This is a genomic window from Pseudoxanthomonas mexicana (genome assembly GCF_046736355.1).
GTDB lineage: Bacteria > Pseudomonadota > Gammaproteobacteria > Xanthomonadales > Xanthomonadaceae > Pseudoxanthomonas_A > Pseudoxanthomonas_A mexicana_B.
Window position 1 is genome coordinate 200,684 of record NZ_CP157201.1, and the last position, 19,437, is coordinate 220,120.

Consider the following 19,437-nt stretch of genomic DNA (forward strand, 5'->3'; position numbering starts at 1 on the left):
CTTGATCTGTGTGGCATCGGGTCTGCGGAGGGAGCGGAGCGAGCTCCGCCCTACCGCCTCAACCCAGGCTGCGGGCGGTGCTGATGACGTTCATGCCGTTGAAGCGCGCGGTCGACGAGCCGTGCGAGACCGCCGACACCTGCCCCGGCTGGCCCTTGCCGTCGAAGAACGAGCCGCCGAGGCGGTAGTCGCTCTCGTCGCAGATGGCCACGCAGCCGTTCCAGAACTCCGGCGTGCGGATCTGGTAGGCCACGTCCTCGATCTGGCGGGTGATCTCGCCCTTCTTGATCTCGTAGAACAGCTGGCCGCCGAACTGCGCGTTGTAGCGCTGCTGGTCGATCGAGAACGAACCGTCGCCGATGATGTAGATGCCGTCCTCGACGTCCTTGATCATGTCGGCCACCGAGAGCTTGGCCTTGCCCGGCGCCAGCGACACGTTGGCCATGCGCTGGAACTGCACGCTGGACCAGGAGTCGGCGTAGCAGCAGCCGTCGGACTCGCTCTTGCCGACGATGTGGGCCTGGTCGCGGATGGTCTGGTAGTCGACCAGCTTGCCTTCCTTCACCAGGTCCCAGCGCTTGGTCTTGACGCCCTCGTCGTCGAAGCCGACCGCGCCCAGGCTGCCGGGCTGGGTCTTGTCGGCGAACAGGTTGACGATGCCGCTGCCGTACTGGAAGCGCTGCTCGCGCTTGTCCAGCGTGGCGAAGCTGGTGCCGGCGTAGTTGGCTTCGTAGCCGAGCACGCGGTCCAGCTCCAGCGGGTGGCCGACGTTCTCGTGGATGGTCAGCCAGGTGTGCGAAGGATCCAGCACCAGGTCGTACTTGCCCGGCTTGACCGACGGCGCGGCCAGCTTGGCGCGCGCCTGCCTGGCCGCGGCGATGGCGTCCTCGCGCATGTCGTAGGACAGGCCGTAGTTGATCACGCCGTTGGGGGTGACGTACTTCTGCGAAGCGTCGCCGTCCAGGTATTCGTAGCCCAGGCCCATCGGCGAGGACAGGCCGTCGCGGGTGCGGAACTTGCCGCTGGCCTTGTCGATGGCGGTGACCGTCATCGGCACCCAGATGCGGTGCACGTCCTGGTCGATGTAGGAACCGTCGGTGCTGGCGAAGTACTTCTGCTCGTTGACCAGGAACATCATCGAGTTGACGAAGTCGGCGCCGGCGTTGATGGCGTCGGCGTTGACGCCGAGCAGCAGGTCCACCTTCTCCTTCAGCGGCACTTCCATCGCGTTCTTCTTGATCGGCGTGCGCCAGCTGACCTCGCCCACGCCGGGCGCGGGGGCCAGGCGCACCGGCTCGGTCTGGGTCCTGCTGTTGGCGCGGGCGATCGCCGCGGCCTGCTGCGCGGCCTGCGCGACCGCCTGCGCGGTGAGCTGGTTGGTGGCGGCGAAGCCCCAGGCGCCGTTGACGATCACGCGGATGCCGGTGCCGGTGGACTCGGTGTTGACCACGTTCTGCACCTTGTCCTCGCGGGTGATCACGAACTGGCGCAGGTAGCGGCCGATGCGCACGTCGCAATAGGTCGCCCCGGCGCCGCGCGCGGCGGTCAGCGCGGCGTCGGCCAGGCGCTTCTTCAGGCCGACGTCGAGGGTGGAGCGCAGCTGCTCGGCGGCGATGGCGTGTCCGAAGTACGACGGCACCACCAGGCCGCCCAGGCTCAGGCCGCTCAGGGCCAGGAAGTCACGTCTTTGCAAGGTTGTTCTCCACCGGTGAGGCCCGCGCGGGCAGGCTGGAAGGCGACGCGGCACGCATGCCGTCCCCGATTCTTGCGCCGGGCCGGAAAGGCGTCAAATGACTTTTGGCAGGGGGGCAGGGGCCGAGATTGGGGATTCGGCATTCGGGATTGGTGAAAGGCGAAAATGCGTCGCCGTTTCGAATCCCGAATATCGAATCCCCAATCCCGGCCTCCCTCAACCCAGGCTGCGCGCCGTATTGATCACGTTGATACCGTCGAAGCGCGTCGTGCTCGACCCGTGCGACACCGCCGACACCTGGCTGGGCTGGCCCTTGCCGTCGAAGAACGAGCCGCCGAGGCGATAGTCGCGCTCGTCGCAGATCGCCGAGCAGGCGTTCCAGAACTCCGGCGTGCGGATCTGGTAGGCCACGTCCTCGATCTGGCGGGTCACCTGGCCGTTCTTGATCTCGTAGTAGAGCTGGCCGCCGAACTGCGCGTTGTAGCGCTGCTGGTCGATGGAGTACGAGCCGCGCCCGTGGATCCAGATGCCGTCCTCGACGTCCTTGATCATGTCGGCCACCGACAGCGGCTGCCTGCCCGGCGCCAGCGAGACGTTGGCCATGCGCTGGAACTGCACGCTGGACCACGAGTCGGCATAGCTGCATCCGTGCGATTCGGCCTCGCCGAGGATGTGCGCCTCGTCGCGGGTGGCCTGGTAGTTGACCAGCACGCCGTCCTTGACCAGATCCCAGCGCTTGCACTTGACGCCCTCGTCGTCGTACCCGACCGCGCCCAGGCTGCCCGGCTGGGTCTTGTCGGCGAAGAAGTTGACCCGCTCGCTGCCCCACTGGAAGCTGCCGCGCTTGTCCAGCGTGGCGAAGCTGGTGCCGGCGTAGTTGGCCTCGTAGCCGAGCACGCGGTCCAGTTCCAGCGGATGGCCGACGTTCTCGTGGATGGTCAGGAACAGGTTGGACGGATCCAGCACCAGGTCGTACCTGCCCGGCTTGACCGACGGCGCGCTGAGCTTGGCGCGCGCCTGCCGGGTCGCGGCCAGCACGTCCTCGCGCACGTCGTAGGAGCGGCCGTAGCCGACCAGTCCGCCCGGCAACTGCACCTTGCCGGCCGGATCGGCGTCGAGGTACTCGTAGCCCATGCCCATCGGCGCCGACAGCCCGTCGCGGGTGCGGAACCTGCCGCTGGCCTTGTCGATGGCGGTCACGGTGAACGGCAGCCAGATCCGGTGCACGTCCTGGTCGATGTAGCTGCCGTCGCTGCTGGCGAAGTACTTCTGCTCGTTGATCAGGAACATCCGCGAGGCGACGAAGTCGGCGCCGGCGTTGATGGCGTCGGCGTTGACGCCGAGCAGCAGGTCCACCTTCTCCTGCAACGGCACCGCCATCGCGTTCCTGGCGATCGGCGTCTTCCAGCTCACCTCGCCCACGCCCGGCGTCGGCGCCAGCCGCACCGGCTGCTCGCGGATGCGCGCGTTGGCGCGGGCGATCGCCACCGCCTGCCGGGTCGCCTGCACCACCGCGTCGGCGCCGGGCTGGCTGGTGGCGGCGAAGCCCCAGGCGCCGTCGGCGATCACGCGGATGCCGACGCCTGCCGACTCGGCGTTGACCACGTTCTGCACCTTGTCCTCGCGGGTCAGGATGGACTGGCGCAGGTAGCGGCCGATGCGCACGTCGCAATAGCTGGCCCCGGCCGCGCGCGCGGCGCCCAGCGCGGCGTCGGCCAGCGCCTTGCGGCGGGCGGCGTCGACCGGCGCCAGCAGCTGCTCGGCGGCGATCAGGCGCGCGCCCGGCATCGTCAGGCCGGCCAGCGCCAGCGTGGAGGTCTGGAGGAAGTCGCGTCTGTCCACAGGAGATCCCGGCAAGGGCCGCGGCGCGGGCCACGGCATGGAAGGCAGCGCCCGACTCTGCGCAGCCGGCCGGCGGCCGTCAAGTGAAGTCGGTCATGCGCCTGTTGCACAATCGCGTATCGCCCGCAGGAGCACGCCGATGAAGACCCGCGCCAACGCCCGCCCCGAATCCGACGACGAACAGCGGCGCCTGGCCGTGCTGATCGACGCCGACAACGCCCAGCCGGCGGTGATCGAGGGCCTGCTGGCGGAAGTGGCCAAGTACGGCGTGGCCAGCGTGCGCCGCATCTACGGCGACTTCACCAGCACCCGGATGACGCAGTGGAAGCAGGCGCTGCTCAAGCACTCGATCAGCCCGGTGCAGCAGTTCGCCTACACCAGCGGCAAGAACGCCACCGACAGCTCGCTGATCATCGATGCGATGGACCTGCTCTACACCGGCCGCTTCGACGGCTTCTGCCTGGTCTCCAGCGACAGCGACTTCACCCGGCTGGCGCAACGGCTGCGCGAGGAAGGGCTGACCGTCTACGGCTTCGGCGAGCGCAAGACCCCGGACGCGTTCGTGCAGGCCTGCGACAAGTTCGTCTATACCGAGGTGCTGCGCGCCGAAGCGCTGCCGGCCGCCGCTCCCGCCAGGCCGGCCAAGCGCACGCGCAAGGCCGCCGCCGGCAGGATCCCGCCCCCCGTCGAGGCAGCGGTCGCGCCAGTGCAGCCACCGGCGCCGGCCAAGGGCAGCGAGCCGCTGCCGCTGGACCTGATCCGCCAGGCCATCGAGGAGGCTTCCGACGACCAGGGCTGGGCCTTGCTCGGCACGATGGGCAGCTACCTCAACAAGATCCGCCCGAACTTCGACCCGCGCCTGTACGGCCACCGCAAGCTCAGCGACCTGCTGCGCCAGCACCCGCGCCATTTCGAGATCGAGGAGCGCGGCGAGGGCAGCGGCAAGCGCATCCACGTGCGAGCGCGCGACTGACGGTTCCGTGGACAAGCCCTTCTCGCCCGCCTGCGAACGCAACCGCGATCCGATCCTGGCGGTGCTGCGGCGCCACCTGCGCGATGCGCGCAGCGTGCTGGAGGTCGGCAGCGGCACCGGCCAGCACGCGGTGCACTTCGCCGCGGCGATGCCGTGGCTGCAATGGCAATGCAGCGATCGCGCCGAACACCTGCCGGGCATCCGCGCCTGGCTGGACGAGGCCGCGCTGCCGAACACCCCGCCGCCGCTGGCGCTGGACGTCGCCGGGGACTGGCCGGCGCGGCGCCGCGACGCGGTCTTCAGCGCCAACACCCTGCACATCATGGGCTGGCCGGAAGTGCAGGCGTTCTTCGCCGGCGTCGCCGCCACGCTGGCCGGCGGCGGCACGCTGGCGGTGTACGGCCCGTTCAACTACGGCGGCGGCTACACCAGCGACAGCAACCGCGAGTTCGACGGCTGGCTGAAGGCGCGCGATGCGCGCTCGGGCATCCGCGACTTCGAGGCGGTGGACGCGCTGGCGCGCGGAATCGGCCTGGCATTGGAGGAAGACGCGGCGATGCCGGCCAACAACCGCTGCCTGGTCTGGCACCGTACCGATCACGCCTGATCGGTGCCGACCCGCGCCTCCACCCTGCGGAACACCGCCAGCACCACCACGCAAAGCAGCGAACAGCCCAGCGCCAGCAGGTACTTGCCCAGCCCCGCGGCGATGCCGATGGCCGCGGCCATCACCAGCGAACTGGCCGTGGTCAGGCCGTGCACGCGATCGCTGCGCGAGCTGCGCAGGATGGTGCCGGCGGCGACGAAGCCGACCGAGGCCACCACCGCCTCGATCAGGCGCACCGGATCGACCTGCAGCAGTTCGCGGTAGGACTCGTAGGTGAAGTGCTGGGCGATGACGTCGCCGAGCGCGACGATCAGCGCCGCCGCGCCGGCGATCAGCATGTGCGTGCGCAGGCCGGCGGCGTGCCGGCCGAGCTCGCGCTCGATGCCGAGCACGCCGCCCAGCAGCATCGCCGCGCCGACGCGCACGAGGATGCCCAGATCCTGTTCCCAGCCCTGCAGCATGCGATCGCTTCCCGCCCGTACCCAATCGCCGCCAGCGTCGCAAGACACGCGATGACGCCGGCGTGAAAGCCTCCGTCACCTGCGGCTTACATCCCTCGCACTTTGTGTTCACCGCCGCGCGGGCATCGTGCCGGTACGCCGCCATCGCGGCATCCATCGCCACATCTGCAACGGGAAAAGACATGAACAGCAAGCGCGAAGAAGAAGTCATCGGCCGCGACCTCAACCGCGATCCGATCACCGGCACGCCCGGATCGCATCCGCTCGGCGTGGGCGTGGGCGGCACCGGCGGCGCCGCGGCCGGCGCGGTCATCGGCGCGATGTTCGGCCCCATCGGCATGCTGGTCGGCGGAGCCGCCGGCGCCCTTGCCGGCGCGGCTGCCGGCAAGGGCGTGGCCGAGCGCATCGACCCGACCGGTGAGACCGAATACTGGCGCCAGACCTACGCCACGCGCCCCTATGCCAGCAAGGACTACGACTACGACCGCGACTACGCCGTGGCCTACGGCCTGGGCCTGCAGGCGCGCGAGTCCGAGCCGTCGCGCCGCTGGGAGGAAGCCGAGGGCGACCTGGCCGGCCGCTGGGATTCCACCCGCGGGCAGTCGCGGCTGGACTGGGAAAGCGCCAAGCCGGCCGTGCGCGACGCCTGGGAACGCGCCGACAACACCTACCGCGCCTACGACGCCACCGACCGCTACTTCGCCGAGCGCTTCGACAGCGCCGATTACCGCGGCGACGCGGCGTTCGACGACTACCGCCCGGCCTACCGCTACGGCGCACAGGCGCGCAGCCGCTACCGCGATCGCGACTGGGACGACGAACTGGAGAACGCCCTGCGCGATCAATGGGCCGGCAGCCCCTACTCGGCCAACATGCCCTGGGACCGCGCGCGCCCGGCCGTGCGCGACGCCTACGCCAGCTACCGCAGCTACTACGACGAGCAGCCGCCGGTGGATCGCTTCGGCGTGACCTGAGGCACGCGCGCGCCGGGAAGCCCGGCGCGCCGCTTCCTGCGGCGGCCCCGGCGTCAACTTTGCCTGGGCGGCCGCGGCGATTACGCGAACCGCCTTCTCCGCTTGGCGGGAGAAGGCGGTACCGTTTCCACAAGCTAACGGACCTGCTGCCGCCGTGCCGGATGCGACGACCGGTGGCGGAAGCGCCGCGCCATCCACTCGCCCAGATCGTCGATCACCGTGAACGCGGCCGGGATCACGATCAGGCTCAGCAGCGTGGACGTAATCAACCCGCCGATCACCGCGATCGCCATCGGCGCGCGGAAGCTGGAATCGCCGGCGAAGCCCAGCGCAATAGGCATCATGCCTGCGCCCATCGCCAGCGTGGTCATGATGATCGGCTGGGCGCGCTTGCGGCAGGCGTCGATCAACGCGTCGTGCTGGCTCAGGCCGTGCTCGTCCTCGGCCATCACCGCGTAGTCCACCAGCAGGATCGAGTTCTTGGTGGCGATGCCGATCAGCATCAGCAGGCCGATCAGCGCCGGCAGCGACAGCATGTTCTGGGTCAGCAGCAGTGCGCCGAACGCGCCGCCGGCGCACAGCGGCACCGCGGTCAGGATGGTCAGCGGCATCAGCGCGTGGTTGAACAGCAGCAGCAGCACCATGTAGATGCAGACCAGCCCGGCCACCATCGCCAGCGCGAAGCCGACGAACAGCTCGACGAACACCTCGGCGTCGCCGGTGTTGAGGAAGCTCACCCCGGGCGGCAGCCGCTGCACGCTGGGCAGCGACTCCACCTGCGTCATCACCTCGCCCAGCGGACGGCCGTTCAATTCGGCGGTCAGGGTGATGTTGCGCTGGCGCTGGTAGCGCGAGATCTGCGACGGTCCGCTGCCCTCGCGGATCTCGGCCACCGCCGCCAGCGGCACCGGGCCGTGGCGGCCGGGCACGCGCAGCTGGCCGATCAGCGCCGGATTGGCCAGCGCGGCCTCGGAGAAGCCGACCCGGATCGGGATCTGTCGGTCCGGCAGGTTGAGCTTGGCCAGGCGCTGCTCGTAGTCGCCGGCGGTGGCGATGCGCGCGGCCTCGGCGATGTCGGCGGTGGCCACGCCCAGGTCGGCGGCGCGCGCCGGGTCCGGCACGATCAGGATCTCCGGCCGCAGCAGCGAGGCCGAGGAGGTCACGCTGCCCAGCCCGGAAATGCCGCGCAAATCCCGCTCCAGCGCGATCGAGGCCTCCTGCAGGCGCTGCGGGTCGTCGCCGGACAGCACCAGCTGCAGCATCTCGCCCGGTTCGGAACTGATGTAGCTGACCCGCACGCCGGGCAGATCGGCCAGCCGCCGGCGCACCTCGCGCTCCAGCGCCTTCTGGTCGCGCTCGCGATCGTCGGCGCTGCCCCAGTCCAGCACCAGCGTGGCCTTGCGCGCCTCGCCGACGCCGGTGCGCGACGGATCGCCCAGGTCCAGCACGCTGCCGATGGTGGTGTAGACCTGCTTCAGTTCGGGGATGTCGGCCAGCAGCGCGCGGGCGCGCTCGGACATCGCCACGGTCTCCTGCAACGGCGTGCCCGGCGGCAGTTCCAGGCTCAGGTTGCTGCGGCCCAGATCCGAGAACGGGATGAAGGTGGCCGGGATCAGCGGCACCAGCCCCAGCGAGGCGACGAACAGGCCGGTGGCGATCCACAGCGTGCGCGCGCGGTGGCGCAGCGCCGCGTCCACCCAGCCCAGGTACCACTTCATCAGCCGCGATTCGGGTTTCTCCTCGCCATGCGGCTTGAGCAGGTAGGCCGCCATCATCGGCGTCAGCAGCCGCGCGACCAGCAGCGAGAACAGCACCGCGGTGGCCGCGGTCCAGCCGAACTCGCGGAAGAACTTGCCGGCGATGCCGGGCATGAACGCCACCGGCACGAACACCGCCGCCAGCGTCAGCGAGGTGGCGATGACCGCGGTGCCGATCTCGCCGGCGGCCTCGCGCGCGGCTTCAATCGGCGGCTTGCCCATGCGCAGGTGGCGCACGATGTTCTCGATCTCGACGATGGCGTCGTCGACCAGGATGCCGACCACCACCGACAGCGCCAGCAGCGTGATCAGGTTCAGGCTGAAGCCGAACAGGTGCATCACCGCGAAGGTCGGGATGATCGACAGCGGCAGCGCCACCGCCGACACCCAGGTCGCGCGCCAGTCGCGCAGGAACAGCCACACCACCAGCAACGCCAGCAGCGCGCCTTCCCACAGCATCGTCATCGACGAATCGTAGGAGCGGTGGGTCTCGTCGATGACGGTGGTGACCAGGCGGAAGTCGATGCCCGGATGCTCGGCCTTGAGCCGCTCCAGCGCCGCGTGCACGCCTTTCTCGACCTCGACCTCGCTGGATCCGCGCGTGCGCGACATCGAGAACGCGACCACGTCCTGGCCGTCCAGCATCGCCGCCTCGGTCGGATCGGCGGCGGCGTCGGTCACGCTGGCCAGCGCCGACAGCCGCACCGCGCGCCCGTCCGGCAGGCTGATCGAGAAGTCGCGCAGCGACTGCGCGTCGGACACCGTGCCCAGCGTGCGGATGACCTGCTGCGCGCCTTCCAGCTCGGCCTTGCCGCCGGCGCGCTCGACCTGGATCAGCGCCAGTTGCCGCGACACGTCGCCGGCGGTGACGCCGAGCGCCTGTAACGCGTTGGGATCCAGATCGATGCGGATCTGCCGGTCGACGCCGCCCACGCGGGTGACCTGCGCCACGCCCGGCACGCCGTACATCGCCTTGGTCACCTCGCGATCGACGAACCAGCTCGCCTCGTCCGGCGTCATCCTCGGCGCGACCAGCGCATAGCTCATCAGCGAACCGCCGATGTCGACCTTGGAGATCACCGGCTCCTGGATGTCTTGCGGCAGGTCGGTGCGGATGCGGGTGACCGCGTCGCGGGTGTCGTCCAGCGCGGTGGCCAGGTCGGTCTCCAGCTTGAACTCGATGCTGGTGGTGCTGATGCCCTCGCTGACCGAAGACATCACCCGCTTGATGTTGGGGATGGTGGCGACCGAGTCCTCGACCCGGCGGGTGACCTCGGCCTCCAGCTGGGTCGGCGAGGCGCCGGGCTGGACGATGGTCACCGTGGTCATCGGGAACGCGATGTCGGGAAAGCGCGCCACCGGCAGCTGGTGGAAGCCCCACAGCCCGGCCACGCACAGCACGAAGAACACCATCACCGCCGGCAGCGGCCGGCGGATCGCCCAGGCGGAGAAGTTCATGGGGTGGCCGCCTTCGCCGGTTCGGCGGCGTCCGCCACCACCCGCACCTTGTCGCCGTCGTCGAGGAAGCCGGCGCCCTGAGCGACGACGCGCTCGCCGTCCTCCAGGCCCTCGACGATCTCGGTGCGGCCGTCGATCGCCTGGCCGGTGCGCACGCGACGGCGGTGCGCCACCTGCGCGTCGTCGACGGTGAACACGTAGGCATGGCCGTCGCGCTGCACGACCGCGGCGCTCGGCACCATCAGCGCCTGGCCGGCGCCGGTGACGATGCGGCCTTCCAGGTAGATGCCGGCCTTGAGCGGGCCGGGTTGCGGGAGGTCCGCGTAGACCGTGCCGGTACGGGTCTGCGCGTCGACGCCCGGGCTGACCGCGCGGATGCGGCCGGCGACCGTCTGGCCCTGGTAGGGCAGTTCGACCGTCGCGCCGGGCGCGACCCGGGCCAGTTGCTCCTCCGGCAGCTCGGCGCGCCATTCCAGCCGGCCGTCGCGGATCAGCCGCAGCAGTTCGCCGCCGGCGGCGACCACCTGCCCCGGCTGCACCAGGCGCTTGGAGACGATGCCGTCGGCCGGCGCGCGCAGCCGGGTGAAGTCGCGCCGCAGCTGCGCCGCATCGCGCGCGGCGCGCGCGGTGGCGGCCTGCGCCTCGGCCTGCACGCGGCCGGCGCGCAGCTCGTCGAGCTGGCTGGCGCTGATCAACTGGGTTTCGGCGAGCCTGGCGCCACGCTCGTAGCTCACCTGCGCCAGCGACAGCGAGGCCTGCGCCTGCTTCAGCGAGGCTTGCGCCTGCGCCAGTTCGCTGTCCAGCGTGCGGCTGTCCAGTTCCAGCAGCACCTGCCCCTTGCGCACGGACTGGCCGACATCGACGTTGAGCGAGGTCACCCGCAGGCCGCTGACCTCCACGCCCAGCTGCATCTCCTCGTACGGCGACACCGGCCCGGAGACGACCACGCTGCGCGCCACCTGCTGGACCTGCGCCGGCGCCAGCGTGACCGCCAAGGTGGAAGCGGCCTCCGGCGGCGGGTCGTCCTTGCCGCCGCATGCCGCGAGCGCGACCATCAAGGCCAGGGGAATGAAACGGCGGAGAATCCTTGCAGGCATGGGTATTCCGGATGGCCAGGGTGGCGCGGCATTGTATCGGCGCCCGATCCGGGCCGATGAATGCGTGATGGGCGGCGATGATCGCAGGACGCGATGAAGCCTGCGCCAACGGCCGGCCATCCGGTGCGGCCGCGCGCCTTCAGGGTTCCCGGCCGATCCGGTAGGCCAGCGATCGCAGCGGGCGCGCCCAGCGCATCGTCCGCGTGGCGCGGCGGTCGAGGGTCAGGCAGCCGGACAACAGCGTGTCGCCGTGCGGCAGCATGCCGGCCAGATAGGAACCGGCCGCGGCATTGCTGTCGAACTTGTGCAGCCCCGGCCAGCGCGAACCCAGGACCCCGAACAACAGCCACTCCGCCAGCTTGCCCGGACTGCATGCGGCCAGACGCGGATCCCAGCCGGTCTTGAACGCGCTGAAGGTGCCACCGACGACGAAATTGCTGGTCGAGGCGACGACTTCCCCGTCGAGCCGCAGTTCGACGAACGCGGCCGCGCCGATACCGGCGAATGCCCGCGCCATCTCACGGAAGAACGCGGCCTGGCGATCGTCGCCCAGCAGCGACGTGCCCGCGTCCTTCTTCCAGCCCATGTGTTCGAGCCGCAGGTGGTGGTCGATGGCCGCATCGATGCCGTCGGCTGCGGTGACGATGGCCACCTCCAATTCACCCTGTTCCTGCAGCCGCCGATGGCGTCGGCGCAGATCCTTGGCCACCGCCGGGCGCACCTGCATGGCCGCCGATTGACCAGCCCGCAAACGCAGGACCGGCCGTTCGAACCGGCGCAGCTCCGACCAGCCGCCGCCCTGCCGCCGTGCCTGCGCGTGCAGCGCGTCGAAAGCGGCCGCATCGCCGATGTCGTGGAAAGCGATCGCACGCCAGCGCGCGCCGCGTGTAGGTGGTCGCATCAGTGCCTCGGCCACGGCCTGTTCCTCGCCGGGGACGCACAGCAATCCGGTGCGATAGGTGTGCTCGCAGCGATAGGCGCGCAGGTGCGCCATCGGCACGAACAGGTTGGCGCGCTCGTGCGTGAAGCAACCGACGCCGATCAGTTCCCGCCGACCGTGCGCCACGCGCTCGAACAATGCGACCTGCGGCGGCCGCCCGGGTGTCAGCCAGCGCGCCGCCGGCATGACGAACTGCGGCATCGCGAACATGTCCGGCTCGGCCGCCGCCAGCGCCAGCTGCGTCCAGGCCTGCCGGGTGCCGGCATCGACCTCCTCCAACGCGCACCACCGCAGCGCCACGCTCACCTCGCCGCCCCGCCGCGCGATTTCAGCCGCCGCCATGCGCGGCGGGCACGCAGCAGCCAGCCGCTGCGATCCAGCGTGAGCCAGACCAGCCGATCGGCCTGCGTGGCCAGGGCGCGCTTGTAGCGCGAATCGCCGGCCATGAATTCGTATCGTGCCTGGCCGGCATCGCAGGCATGCTGCACCGCCAGCGAAAGCATCAGCAGACCCGGGCTGCCGCTGCCGGCATGCGCGTCGTAATCGATGCCTGCCTGGTAGAAGTACGTCGCCCCGCCCCAGATCAGGCCGTAGACGTATCCCACCGGCCGCTCGCCGGCCATCAGCGCGAGCAGTTGCAGCTGGTGCTGCATCCGCGGATCGGCAAGCAGGCGGCGATGGAACGCGACGATGCGGGGATCGGCGAAGGCGCCACCGCCGCGCCCGGACCAGTGGCGCTGGTGCAGGTCGCAAAGGCGATCGAAGGCCTCCAGCCGCGCGCCGGCGCCGTCGACCAGCCGCAGCGACAGGGCGCCGAACTTCTGCTCGATCCTGCGTGCGGTGCGCCTTATCGCGCTGCGGTTGTTGGCGCTGAGCCCGGACAGGTAGGACTGTCCCCCTTTGCGCAATGCGGCCAGGTCGACATAAGGCGTGGCGCTTTCCTTGCACTGCAGGTCCAGGCCTTCGTCCTGCAGTTGCCGCATGTCGAGGTGATGGGCGGGGATGCCCGGCAGGTGCAGCAGCGACCAGCGTGGCCCGGATCGCGCCAGGTGCCGGATCATGGCCTGCAGGCAGGCGGACTCCCTGCCGCTTTCGCTGAGCAGGCCGTTGTATTCCACGGTCAGGTTGTCGAGCACCGGATCGCCGGTTTCGTGCAGCCACAATCCGCGGGTTCCGAGCCCGTTGCGCGTGCGACGGCCGACGATCAGCCCCAGCCCCACCGTCCTTGCAGCGAGCGATACCGTCACCAGCCACGCATCGCCGCGCGAGTCGCCGATCATCGCCAGCCAGCTCTCGATCCAGGGCCAGCGCAGGAAGACGCTGCATGCCGAACGTGCTTCCAGCGCCTGCCAGGATTCGCGCAGTACGTCTGGATCCGGAAGCGGATCCAGACGCACCTGGTAGTCATCGGTCATGACGGCTCGCGCGCGAATGGCGCGGCTGGATCGCAAACGGCATCGTTTCCCCTGTACGTGGCGCCTTCAACAGCAGCGGGATGTCGAGGCGCTTTGTCCACTGTACGGCAAACGCAATCGTTTCAGGCCACTGCATGCCTTCCGCCACGCCCAGTGGTCAGAACAATTCCCCCTGCGGTGACGGCTTGCGCGGGGCGGTGAACCGGCTGCAATCCAGCGCCGGCAGGCGGTGCGGGTCGAACCCCAGCCGCTTGCGCGCCAGCGCGAAGCGCCGCGCCAGCAGGTCGGCGTAGACGCCTTCGCCGCGCATGCGCTTGCCGAACGCGCTGTCGTAGTCCTTGCCGCCGCGCAGCTGGTTGATCGTGCTCATCACGTGCTCGGCGCGGTCCGGCACGTGGGTGGCCAGCCAGTCGCGGAACAGCGGCGCGACCTCGTGCGGCAGCCGCAGCAGCACGTAGCCGGCCGACTGCGCGCCGGCCTCGCGCGCCGCTTCCAGCACCGCTTCCAGCTCGCTGTCGTTCACCCACGGGATGGCCGGGGCGAACATCACCCCGACCGGCACGCCGGCCTCGTGCAGGCGGCGCAGCGCGCGCAGCCGCGCATGCGGGGCCGCGGCGCGCGGCTCCAGCCGCGAGGACAGTCCGTTGTCCAGTGTGGTGATCGAGAAGTGCACCCGCACCAGGTTCTGCGCGGCCAGTGGCGCGAGCAGGTCCAGGTCGCGCTCGACCAGCGCGTTCTTGGTGATCAGGGTGAACGGGTGCCGCGCCTCGGCCAGCACCTCGATGATGCGGCGGGTCAGCTGCAGCCTGCGCTCGCTGGGCTGGTAGGCGTCGGTGTTGATGCCCAGCGCGATCGGGCTGACCTGGTAGCCGGGCCTGGCCAGTTCCTGCCGCAGCACGTCCGGCGCGTTGGTCTTGGCGAAGATTTTCGTCTCGAAGTCCAGTCCCGGCGACAGGTCCAGGTAGGCGTGCGACGGTCGCGCGAAGCAGTAGCTGCAACCATGCTCGCAGCCCCGGTAGGGGTTGACCGACTGCGAGAACCCGATGTCAGGCGAGGTGTTGCGGCTGATGACGCTGCGCGCGCGTTCCTCGCGCAGCTGCGTGCGCGGCGGGGACGCGATGTCCTCCTCGGCCGGCGGCGCATGCCAGCCGTCGTCGGCCGCCTCGGCCACGGTGACCGCGAAGCGGCCCGGCAGCCATCCCGTCGAACCCCGGCCTTTTATCCTCTCGCCCATCGGCACAGCCTAGGCCGGTGCCGTCTCACACCGGGCGACTTCCCTTCACATCCCCGAACCGCAGCCTCGCGCTGCCCCACGCAAGGCCGAGGCAAGCCGGGCAGGCCCGGCTCTACAAAGTGCACGAACACCGCCTAGAATCGCCCCCATGCTAGACACCGCGCAGCAGGCCTGGGAGGCGTTCCGCGCCATCCCGCACCTGAAGACCTATGTCACCGTCGCCTGGCTGCTCTACCTGGTGCCGCTGTGCGTGTGGATCATCCTGCAGAAGCGCGAGCCGGTGGCCACGCTGAGCTGGGTGCTGTCGCTGGCGATGCTGCCCTACGTCGGCTTCTTCATCTACTTCCTGCTCGGTCCTCAGAAGATCAAGCGCCAGCAGCTGCGCCGCCACCAGTCGCGCACCGGCCTGGACACCTACGAGACCTACTGCCCGGCCGATGCCGACTGCACCGAGCTGGCCCTGCTGGCGCAGGGCACCACCGGCCTGCCGCCGTCCACGGCCACCGGCGTGCAGTTGCTGGTCGACGGCGCGGCCACCTACGACGCCATCCTCGACGCCATCGCCACCGCCGAGAACCACGTCCACCTGGAGTACTACATCCTCACCCCGGGCCGCTGCGGCACGCTGCTGCGCGATGCGTTGATCGAGCGCGCGCGCCAGGGCGTCAAAGTGCGCCTGCTGCTGGACGCGGTCGGTTCGTCGGCGGTCGGCAGGCGTTTCCTGCAACCGCTGATCGAGGCCGGCGGCGAATGCGCCTGGTTCCATCCCACCCGCCTGCGCCCGTTCAAGCGGCCGTGGTTCAACCTGCGCACCCACCGCAAGATCGTCGTGGTCGACGGCCGCGTCGCCTTCACCGGCGGCATCAACGTCACCGACGAGCAGGACGAGCGCTGCCATCCCAGCCCCTACCGCGACCTGCACCTGCGCATCGAGGGCGAGGTGGTGCGCAACATCCAGCAGGTGTTCGTCGAGGACTGGGTCTACGCCACCGGCCAGCAGCGCCGGCATTTCCAGGGCACGCGGCTGTGGAGCGCGCCGGAGAACGACGTCGCCGGCGGCATCGCCGCGCAGGTGTTGGTATCCGGTCCGGACTCGGTCTGGGAACCGATCCACCGCCTGCACGTGAGCGCCATCCACGAGGCGCGCCAGCGCGTGTGGCTGGCCACGCCCTACTTCGTCCCCGGCGAGGCCGCGCGGATGGCGCTGACCTCGGCCGCGCTGGGCGGCCTGGACGTGCGCCTGCTGGTGCCAAAGCTCAGCGACTCGCGGCTGGTGACCTGGGCGGCGCGTTCCTACTTCGACGAACTGCTCGCCGCCGGGGTCAAGGTCTACGAGTACGGCCCGCGGCTGATGCACAGCAAGGTGCTGCTGTGCGACGACCGGCTGGCCATCATCGGCAGCGCCAATTTCGACCACCGCAGCTTCCGGCTCAATTTCGAGCTGTCGATGCTGTTCCGCCATCCCGGCCTGAGCGCCACCCTGGCGCAGTGGCTGGAGGGCGAGTTCGCCGTCGCCCAGCGGATCGAGCCGGCCGCCCAGCGCACTTTCTGGCGGCACCGCCTGCCCGAGGCGCTGGCCCGGCTGCTGTCGCCGCTGCTGTGATCGCGACCCCTTCCGTGGCGGGGACGAAGCGGTAAACTGCCCGGCCTTGTCCTTGGGGGATGGCTCCATGCACTGGCTCTATCTGCTGCTGGCCGCCGGCACGCTGGTCTTCGCCGTGCGCACCACCTCGCCGGCGCTGATGATCGTCGGCCTGCTGGCCACGCTGGGATTGCTGATCGCCTGGGTGATGGGCTGGTACTCGGCACGGCTGGGGGAAAGCGGCGGCGGCGCCTCGCAGATGATCGACCCGGCCGAGCTGCACCGCCTGCGTGAACTGGCCGAGGCCCGCAAGGCCAACGCCGCCGCCAGGCCGCCCGAACCGCCCGCGCCCTGATCGCCGCCGCAGAATCTCCGCCGATGACCGTGCTCAGCGTCAACGTCAACAAGGTCGCCGTGCTGCGCAATTCGCGCGGCGGCAGCGAACCGGACGTGGTGCGCGCCGCGCGCACCTGCCTGTACGCCGGCGCGCACGGCATCACCGTGCACCCGCGCCCGGACCTGCGCCACATCCGCCCCGACGACGTGCTCGACCTGGCGCAGCTGACCGCGGCGAACGGCGTCGAGCTCAACATCGAGGGCAACCCCTTCGCCCCGCCGCGCGAGGCCTATCCCGGGCTGCTCGCGCTGTGCGGACAGGCGCAGCCCGCGCAGGTCACCCTGGTGCCCGACGGCGACGGCCAGATCACCTCCGACCACGGCTTCGATTTCGACCAGGACGCCGAACGCCTGCGTCCACTGGTCGCGCAGTTCAAGGCCCTGGGCTGCCGCGTCAGCGTGTTCGTCGATGCCGGCTGCCCCTCGCTGGCCAGGGCGGCGGCGATCGGGGTCGACCGCATCGAGATCTATACCGGCCCGGCCGCGGCCGCGCTGGCCCGCGGCGATGCCAGGGCCGAACTGGCCGCCTGCGCCGCCACCGCCCGCGAGGCGCAAGCCCTGGGCCTGGGCGTCAATGCCGGCCACGATCTCAGCCAGGCCAACCTGCAGGAATTCCTCGAAGCGGTGCCCGGCGTGCTGGAAGTATCGATCGGCCATGCCCTGATCGGCGAGGCGCTCTATGCCGGGCTGCAGCGCACCATCCAGCAATACCTGGCCATCCTGGAAAGCGTGCAGCAGCGTCCGGCCTGAAACCGCGTGACGCCTCACGCAGCATGGGCGCGGATCGATTCCTGCCCGGGAGGCGACCCGGGGTTCAATCCGACAGCGAGACCTGGGTCAGCCCGCTGCGGCGCGCCAGCGCGATCGCCGCGACCAGTTGCTGGTAGTCGGCATCGTCCATCGCCCGCAGGCGCAGCAGCGCACCCGGGTCGGCGGCGGCGGTCTCCTCCAGCCGCTGCTGCAGCTGCGCCCAGTCCAGCGCGCGATCGTTCAGGCGCAGGCCGCCGTCGGCGGCAATCAGCAGGTCCAGTTGCTGCGGCTTGATCGGCGGCGCGCGGTCGGCGAAGGCCGGCAGCAGCACCGGCAGCGGCCGCGACAGCATCGGCGCGGTGACCATGAAGATGATCAGCAGCACCAGCAGCACGTCGACCAGCGGGGTGATGTTGATGCCGGCCAGCGGGCGGGCCGGGGCATACGTCGAATCGGACACGGCAACGTCGGAGAAAGCCATTGCATGACTCCTTGCGGTCGGGTTCGAGTTCGACGCTACGCCTGCCCCCGTGCCCGCGCAAGCCCCGGGCCCGGAAACGACGACGCCGCCCGGGGGGCGGCGTGCCGTAAAGGTAGGTTTGCGTCTTGCTGTTTACTGCACGAAGCCGATCTTCTGCATCTGCGCGTTCTTCGCCGCCGCCAGCACCTTGGCCATCACCTCGTACTGGGCGTCGGGGTTGGCGTCGATGCGCAGCTCCGGCTGGTTGGTCGGATCGCGCTGGACTTCGTTTTCCATCAGGCCCTGCACCGCGGTGACGCTGACCGGCCCGTTGTTCCAGAAGACTTGGCCCGACGCATCGATCCGCAGGTCGATCGGCGGCGGCGGTTCACGCAACTGGGGGGGCGGATTGATCACGCGCTGGGGCAGGGCCACCTCGATCGGGTAGGTCATGATCGGCGCGGTCACGATGAAGATGATGAGCAGCACCAGCATCACGTCCACCAGCGGGGTGACGTTGATGTCGGCCATCGGGCCCTTGTTTGCACCACTGCTGAAAGCCATGACTTACTGTCCCTTCTCTTTGGTCGCGACGAAGCCGATGTCCAGCATGCCCTGACTCTGCGCGATCTTGGTGACTTCGTTGATCGTGCGCATCTTGGTGGTCCGGTCGCCACGCAGGTTCAGCTTGGGCTGCGGCTGCAGCTGGGCCGCGCTGGACAGGCGGGACTCCAGGATCTCCTTGGTGATCGGCTCATCGTTCCAGTACAGCGAACCATCTTCCTTGACCGCGACGGTGATCGGCGGCACCGGAGGCGCATCGGCCTCCTCGACGATCATGTTCGTCTCGGGGAGTTCCACCTTGACCTTGTGGGACATCAGGGGCGCGGTGATGATGAAGATGATCAGCAGGACCAACATCACGTCCACGAGGGGCGTGACGTTGATGTCGGCCATCGGGCCGCCGCTGCCGCTATCACTACTGAAAGCCATGAACGGGCTCCGTCAATGCGTGTTGATGACTGTCGGACCCGCGACTCAGCGCACGCGCGAGCCGGTGGCGAAGAAGTCGTGCAGATCGTGGGCGAACGTGTCGTACTTGGCGATCGTCGAGCCGTTGATCTTGGCGAAGAAGTTGTAGGCGAACACCGCCGGGATGGCGACGAACAGACCGATGGCAGTCATGATCAGCGCCTCGCCCACCGGGCCGGCGACGGCGTCGATCGAGGCTTGGCCGGTGGCGCCGATGCGGATCAGCGCGCCGTAGATGCCCCACACGGTGCCGAGCAGGCCGACGAAGGGCGCGGTCGCGCCGACGGTGGCCAGCAAGGTCATGCCCGACTGCAGGCGGGCGCTCTCGCGGGTGACGGCCTGGCGCAGGGCGCGGTCGACGAACTCCGAACGGCTCAGCGACTCGGCCAGCGTGGTGCCTTCCTGGCGCTGGTGGTGGGCGGCGGCCATCGCGGCGTCGAGCGCGATCTTGGAGAACGGCTCGTTGCGCGGCTGCTCTTCCATCAGGCGGATGGCGTCCTGCGCGTTCGGGGTTTCCCAGAACGTGGTGGTGACGCGATCGCCCTGGCTCTTCAGGCGGGTGTTCTTCAGGGCGTTGATGACCGTCCAGTACCAGGACATGGCGGACATGATGACCAGGGTGAGCAGCACGACCCAGGAGACGGCGAACTCTCCGGGCTTGCTGATCATCTCGCTGATCATGTGTTCAAAGCCCATCTGAGAGAGGGCATTCGCGGCGTTGTTGCCCCCCGCCGCGGCGGCGATGATGGTTTCCTGCAGCATGACG

The 19,437-nt window shown here is 69.9% G+C and carries 18 protein-coding genes; 6 read left to right on the forward strand and 12 right to left on the reverse strand.

Annotation, left to right across the window (positions count from 1 at the left end; genetic code table 11):
- Positions 1-58: 58 nt before the first annotated feature.
- Both AAG688_RS00825 and AAG688_RS00830 read right to left on the reverse strand, forming a co-directional pair.
- The gene (locus tag AAG688_RS00825; RefSeq protein ID WP_411833477.1) at positions 59-1,693 is read right to left on the reverse strand and encodes a TldD/PmbA family protein; all 1,635 of its coding nucleotides are present in this window, start codon (positions 1,691-1,693) and stop codon (positions 59-61) included.
- 216 nt (positions 1,694-1,909) lie between these two features.
- Positions 1,910-3,535: a TldD/PmbA family protein gene (locus AAG688_RS00830; RefSeq protein ID WP_411833478.1), complete on the reverse strand. Its 1,626-nt coding sequence runs from the start codon at positions 3,533-3,535 to the stop codon at positions 1,910-1,912.
- A gap of 139 nt (positions 3,536-3,674) precedes the next feature.
- On the opposite strand from AAG688_RS00830, the gene AAG688_RS00835 reads away from it, so the two are divergent.
- Both AAG688_RS00835 and AAG688_RS00840 read left to right on the forward strand, forming a co-directional pair.
- Positions 3,675-4,508 (forward strand): NYN domain-containing protein, encoded by an 834-nt coding sequence (locus tag AAG688_RS00835; protein WP_411833479.1) that lies wholly within the window; start codon positions 3,675-3,677, stop codon positions 4,506-4,508.
- A gap of 7 nt (positions 4,509-4,515) precedes the next feature.
- Positions 4,516-5,115, forward strand: coding sequence for a DUF938 domain-containing protein (locus AAG688_RS00840; RefSeq protein ID WP_411833480.1), 600 nt, complete (start codon positions 4,516-4,518; stop codon positions 5,113-5,115).
- Here AAG688_RS00840 and AAG688_RS00845 read toward each other — a convergent pair.
- Complete coding sequence (locus tag AAG688_RS00845) at positions 5,106-5,576, reverse strand: MgtC/SapB family protein (protein WP_411833481.1); 471 nt, start codon at positions 5,574-5,576, stop codon at positions 5,106-5,108. The genes AAG688_RS00840 and AAG688_RS00845 overlap by 10 nt on opposite strands.
- Before the next feature lie 182 nt (positions 5,577-5,758).
- Between AAG688_RS00845 and AAG688_RS00850 the strand changes: the two genes are divergently transcribed.
- Positions 5,759-6,550 (forward strand): hypothetical protein, encoded by a 792-nt coding sequence (locus AAG688_RS00850; protein ID WP_411833482.1) that lies wholly within the window; start codon positions 5,759-5,761, stop codon positions 6,548-6,550.
- A 134-nt stretch (positions 6,551-6,684) separates the two neighbouring features.
- Here AAG688_RS00850 and AAG688_RS00855 read toward each other — a convergent pair whose 3' ends face one another.
- The 5 genes from AAG688_RS00855 to AAG688_RS00875 all read right to left on the reverse strand — a co-directional run bounded on the left by AAG688_RS00855 (position 6,685) and on the right by AAG688_RS00875 (position 14,451).
- Positions 6,685-9,765 carry an efflux RND transporter permease subunit gene (locus AAG688_RS00855; protein ID WP_411833483.1) on the reverse strand — a complete coding sequence of 1,027 codons (3,081 nt, stop codon included), beginning with the start codon at positions 9,763-9,765 and terminating at the stop codon, positions 6,685-6,687.
- The gene (locus AAG688_RS00860; RefSeq protein ID WP_411833484.1) at positions 9,762-10,820 is read right to left on the reverse strand and encodes an efflux RND transporter periplasmic adaptor subunit; all 1,059 of its coding nucleotides are present in this window, start codon (positions 10,818-10,820) and stop codon (positions 9,762-9,764) included. Before AAG688_RS00860 ends, AAG688_RS00855 begins: the two co-directional genes overlap by 4 nt.
- A 181-nt stretch (positions 10,821-11,001) precedes the next feature.
- Positions 11,002-12,012, reverse strand: a complete 1,011-nt coding sequence (locus AAG688_RS00865) for a GNAT family N-acetyltransferase (protein ID WP_411833485.1) — start codon at positions 12,010-12,012, stop codon at positions 11,002-11,004.
- 92 nt (positions 12,013-12,104) lie between these two features.
- Positions 12,105-13,217, reverse strand: a complete 1,113-nt coding sequence (locus tag AAG688_RS00870) for a GNAT family N-acetyltransferase (RefSeq protein ID WP_411833486.1) — start codon at positions 13,215-13,217, stop codon at positions 12,105-12,107.
- Positions 13,218-13,374: 157 nt separating this feature from the next.
- Entirely contained in the window at positions 13,375-14,451 is a 1,077-nt protein-coding gene (locus AAG688_RS00875; protein ID WP_411833487.1) for a PA0069 family radical SAM protein, read from the reverse strand.
- A gap of 148 nt (positions 14,452-14,599) precedes the next feature.
- Here AAG688_RS00875 and cls point away from each other — a divergent pair, with 148 nt between their 5' ends.
- The 3 genes from cls to AAG688_RS00890 all read left to right on the forward strand — a co-directional run bounded on the left by cls (position 14,600) and on the right by AAG688_RS00890 (position 17,179).
- Positions 14,600-16,054, forward strand: a complete 1,455-nt coding sequence (gene cls, locus AAG688_RS00880) for a cardiolipin synthase (RefSeq protein WP_411833488.1) — start codon at positions 14,600-14,602, stop codon at positions 16,052-16,054.
- A gap of 67 nt (positions 16,055-16,121) precedes the next feature.
- The gene (locus AAG688_RS00885; protein WP_411833489.1) at positions 16,122-16,388 is read left to right on the forward strand and encodes a hypothetical protein; all 267 of its coding nucleotides are present in this window, start codon (positions 16,122-16,124) and stop codon (positions 16,386-16,388) included.
- A 23-nt stretch (positions 16,389-16,411) separates the two neighbouring features.
- Positions 16,412-17,179 (forward strand): pyridoxine 5'-phosphate synthase, encoded by a 768-nt coding sequence (locus AAG688_RS00890; RefSeq protein ID WP_411833490.1) that lies wholly within the window; start codon positions 16,412-16,414, stop codon positions 17,177-17,179.
- A gap of 64 nt (positions 17,180-17,243) precedes the next feature.
- Here the strand turns inward: AAG688_RS00890 and AAG688_RS00895 are convergent, their stop codons facing one another.
- From AAG688_RS00895 to exbB, 4 genes are all read right to left on the reverse strand, one after another.
- The gene (locus tag AAG688_RS00895; RefSeq protein WP_411833491.1) at positions 17,244-17,660 is read right to left on the reverse strand and encodes an ExbD/TolR family protein; all 417 of its coding nucleotides are present in this window, start codon (positions 17,658-17,660) and stop codon (positions 17,244-17,246) included.
- A 132-nt stretch (positions 17,661-17,792) separates the two neighbouring features.
- Positions 17,793-18,203 (reverse strand): ExbD/TolR family protein, encoded by a 411-nt coding sequence (locus AAG688_RS00900; protein ID WP_411833492.1) that lies wholly within the window; start codon positions 18,201-18,203, stop codon positions 17,793-17,795.
- 3 nt (positions 18,204-18,206) lie between these two features.
- Complete coding sequence (locus tag AAG688_RS00905) at positions 18,207-18,632, reverse strand: ExbD/TolR family protein (protein ID WP_411833493.1); 426 nt, start codon at positions 18,630-18,632, stop codon at positions 18,207-18,209.
- A gap of 45 nt (positions 18,633-18,677) precedes the next feature.
- Positions 18,678-19,433, reverse strand: a complete 756-nt coding sequence (gene exbB / locus AAG688_RS00910; protein ID WP_411833494.1) for a TonB-system energizer ExbB — start codon at positions 19,431-19,433, stop codon at positions 18,678-18,680.
- Between the last annotated feature and the right edge of the window lie 4 nt (positions 19,434-19,437).

What these genes read in the sequence shown, in the direction of transcription:
- AAG688_RS00900 (WP_411833492.1), bottom strand. Translation starts at nt 18,203, where the DNA reads ATGGCTTTCAGCAGTGGTGCAAACAAGGGCCCGATGGCCGACATCAAC.
- AAG688_RS00890 (WP_411833490.1), top strand. Translation starts at nt 16,412, where the DNA reads ATGACCGTGCTCAGCGTCAACGTCAACAAGGTCGCCGTGCTGCGCAAT.
- cls (WP_411833488.1), top strand. Translation starts at nt 14,600, where the DNA reads ATGCTAGACACCGCGCAGCAGGCCTGGGAGGCGTTCCGCGCCATCCCG.
- AAG688_RS00835 (WP_411833479.1), top strand. Translation starts at nt 3,675, where the DNA reads ATGAAGACCCGCGCCAACGCCCGCCCCGAATCCGACGACGAACAGCGG.
- exbB (WP_411833494.1), bottom strand. Translation starts at nt 19,433, where the DNA reads ATGCTGCAGGAAACCATCATCGCCGCCGCGGCGGGGGGCAACAACGCC.
- AAG688_RS00870 (WP_411833486.1), bottom strand. Translation starts at nt 13,217, where the DNA reads ATGACCGATGACTACCAGGTGCGTCTGGATCCGCTTCCGGATCCAGAC.
- AAG688_RS00860 (WP_411833484.1), bottom strand. Translation starts at nt 10,820, where the DNA reads ATGGTCGCGCTCGCGGCATGCGGCGGCAAGGACGACCCGCCGCCGGAG.
- AAG688_RS00865 (WP_411833485.1), bottom strand. Translation starts at nt 12,012, where the DNA reads ATGTTCGCGATGCCGCAGTTCGTCATGCCGGCGGCGCGCTGGCTGACA.
- AAG688_RS00875 (WP_411833487.1), bottom strand. Translation starts at nt 14,451, where the DNA reads ATGGGCGAGAGGATAAAAGGCCGGGGTTCGACGGGATGGCTGCCGGGC.
- AAG688_RS00855 (WP_411833483.1), bottom strand. Translation starts at nt 9,765, where the DNA reads ATGAACTTCTCCGCCTGGGCGATCCGCCGGCCGCTGCCGGCGGTGATG.
- AAG688_RS00895 (WP_411833491.1), bottom strand. Translation starts at nt 17,660, where the DNA reads ATGGCTTTCTCCGACGTTGCCGTGTCCGATTCGACGTATGCCCCGGCC.
- AAG688_RS00850 (WP_411833482.1), top strand. Translation starts at nt 5,759, where the DNA reads ATGAACAGCAAGCGCGAAGAAGAAGTCATCGGCCGCGACCTCAACCGC.
- AAG688_RS00885 (WP_411833489.1), top strand. Translation starts at nt 16,122, where the DNA reads ATGCACTGGCTCTATCTGCTGCTGGCCGCCGGCACGCTGGTCTTCGCC.
- AAG688_RS00905 (WP_411833493.1), bottom strand. Translation starts at nt 18,632, where the DNA reads ATGGCTTTCAGTAGTGATAGCGGCAGCGGCGGCCCGATGGCCGACATC.
- AAG688_RS00845 (WP_411833481.1), bottom strand. Translation starts at nt 5,576, where the DNA reads ATGCTGCAGGGCTGGGAACAGGATCTGGGCATCCTCGTGCGCGTCGGC.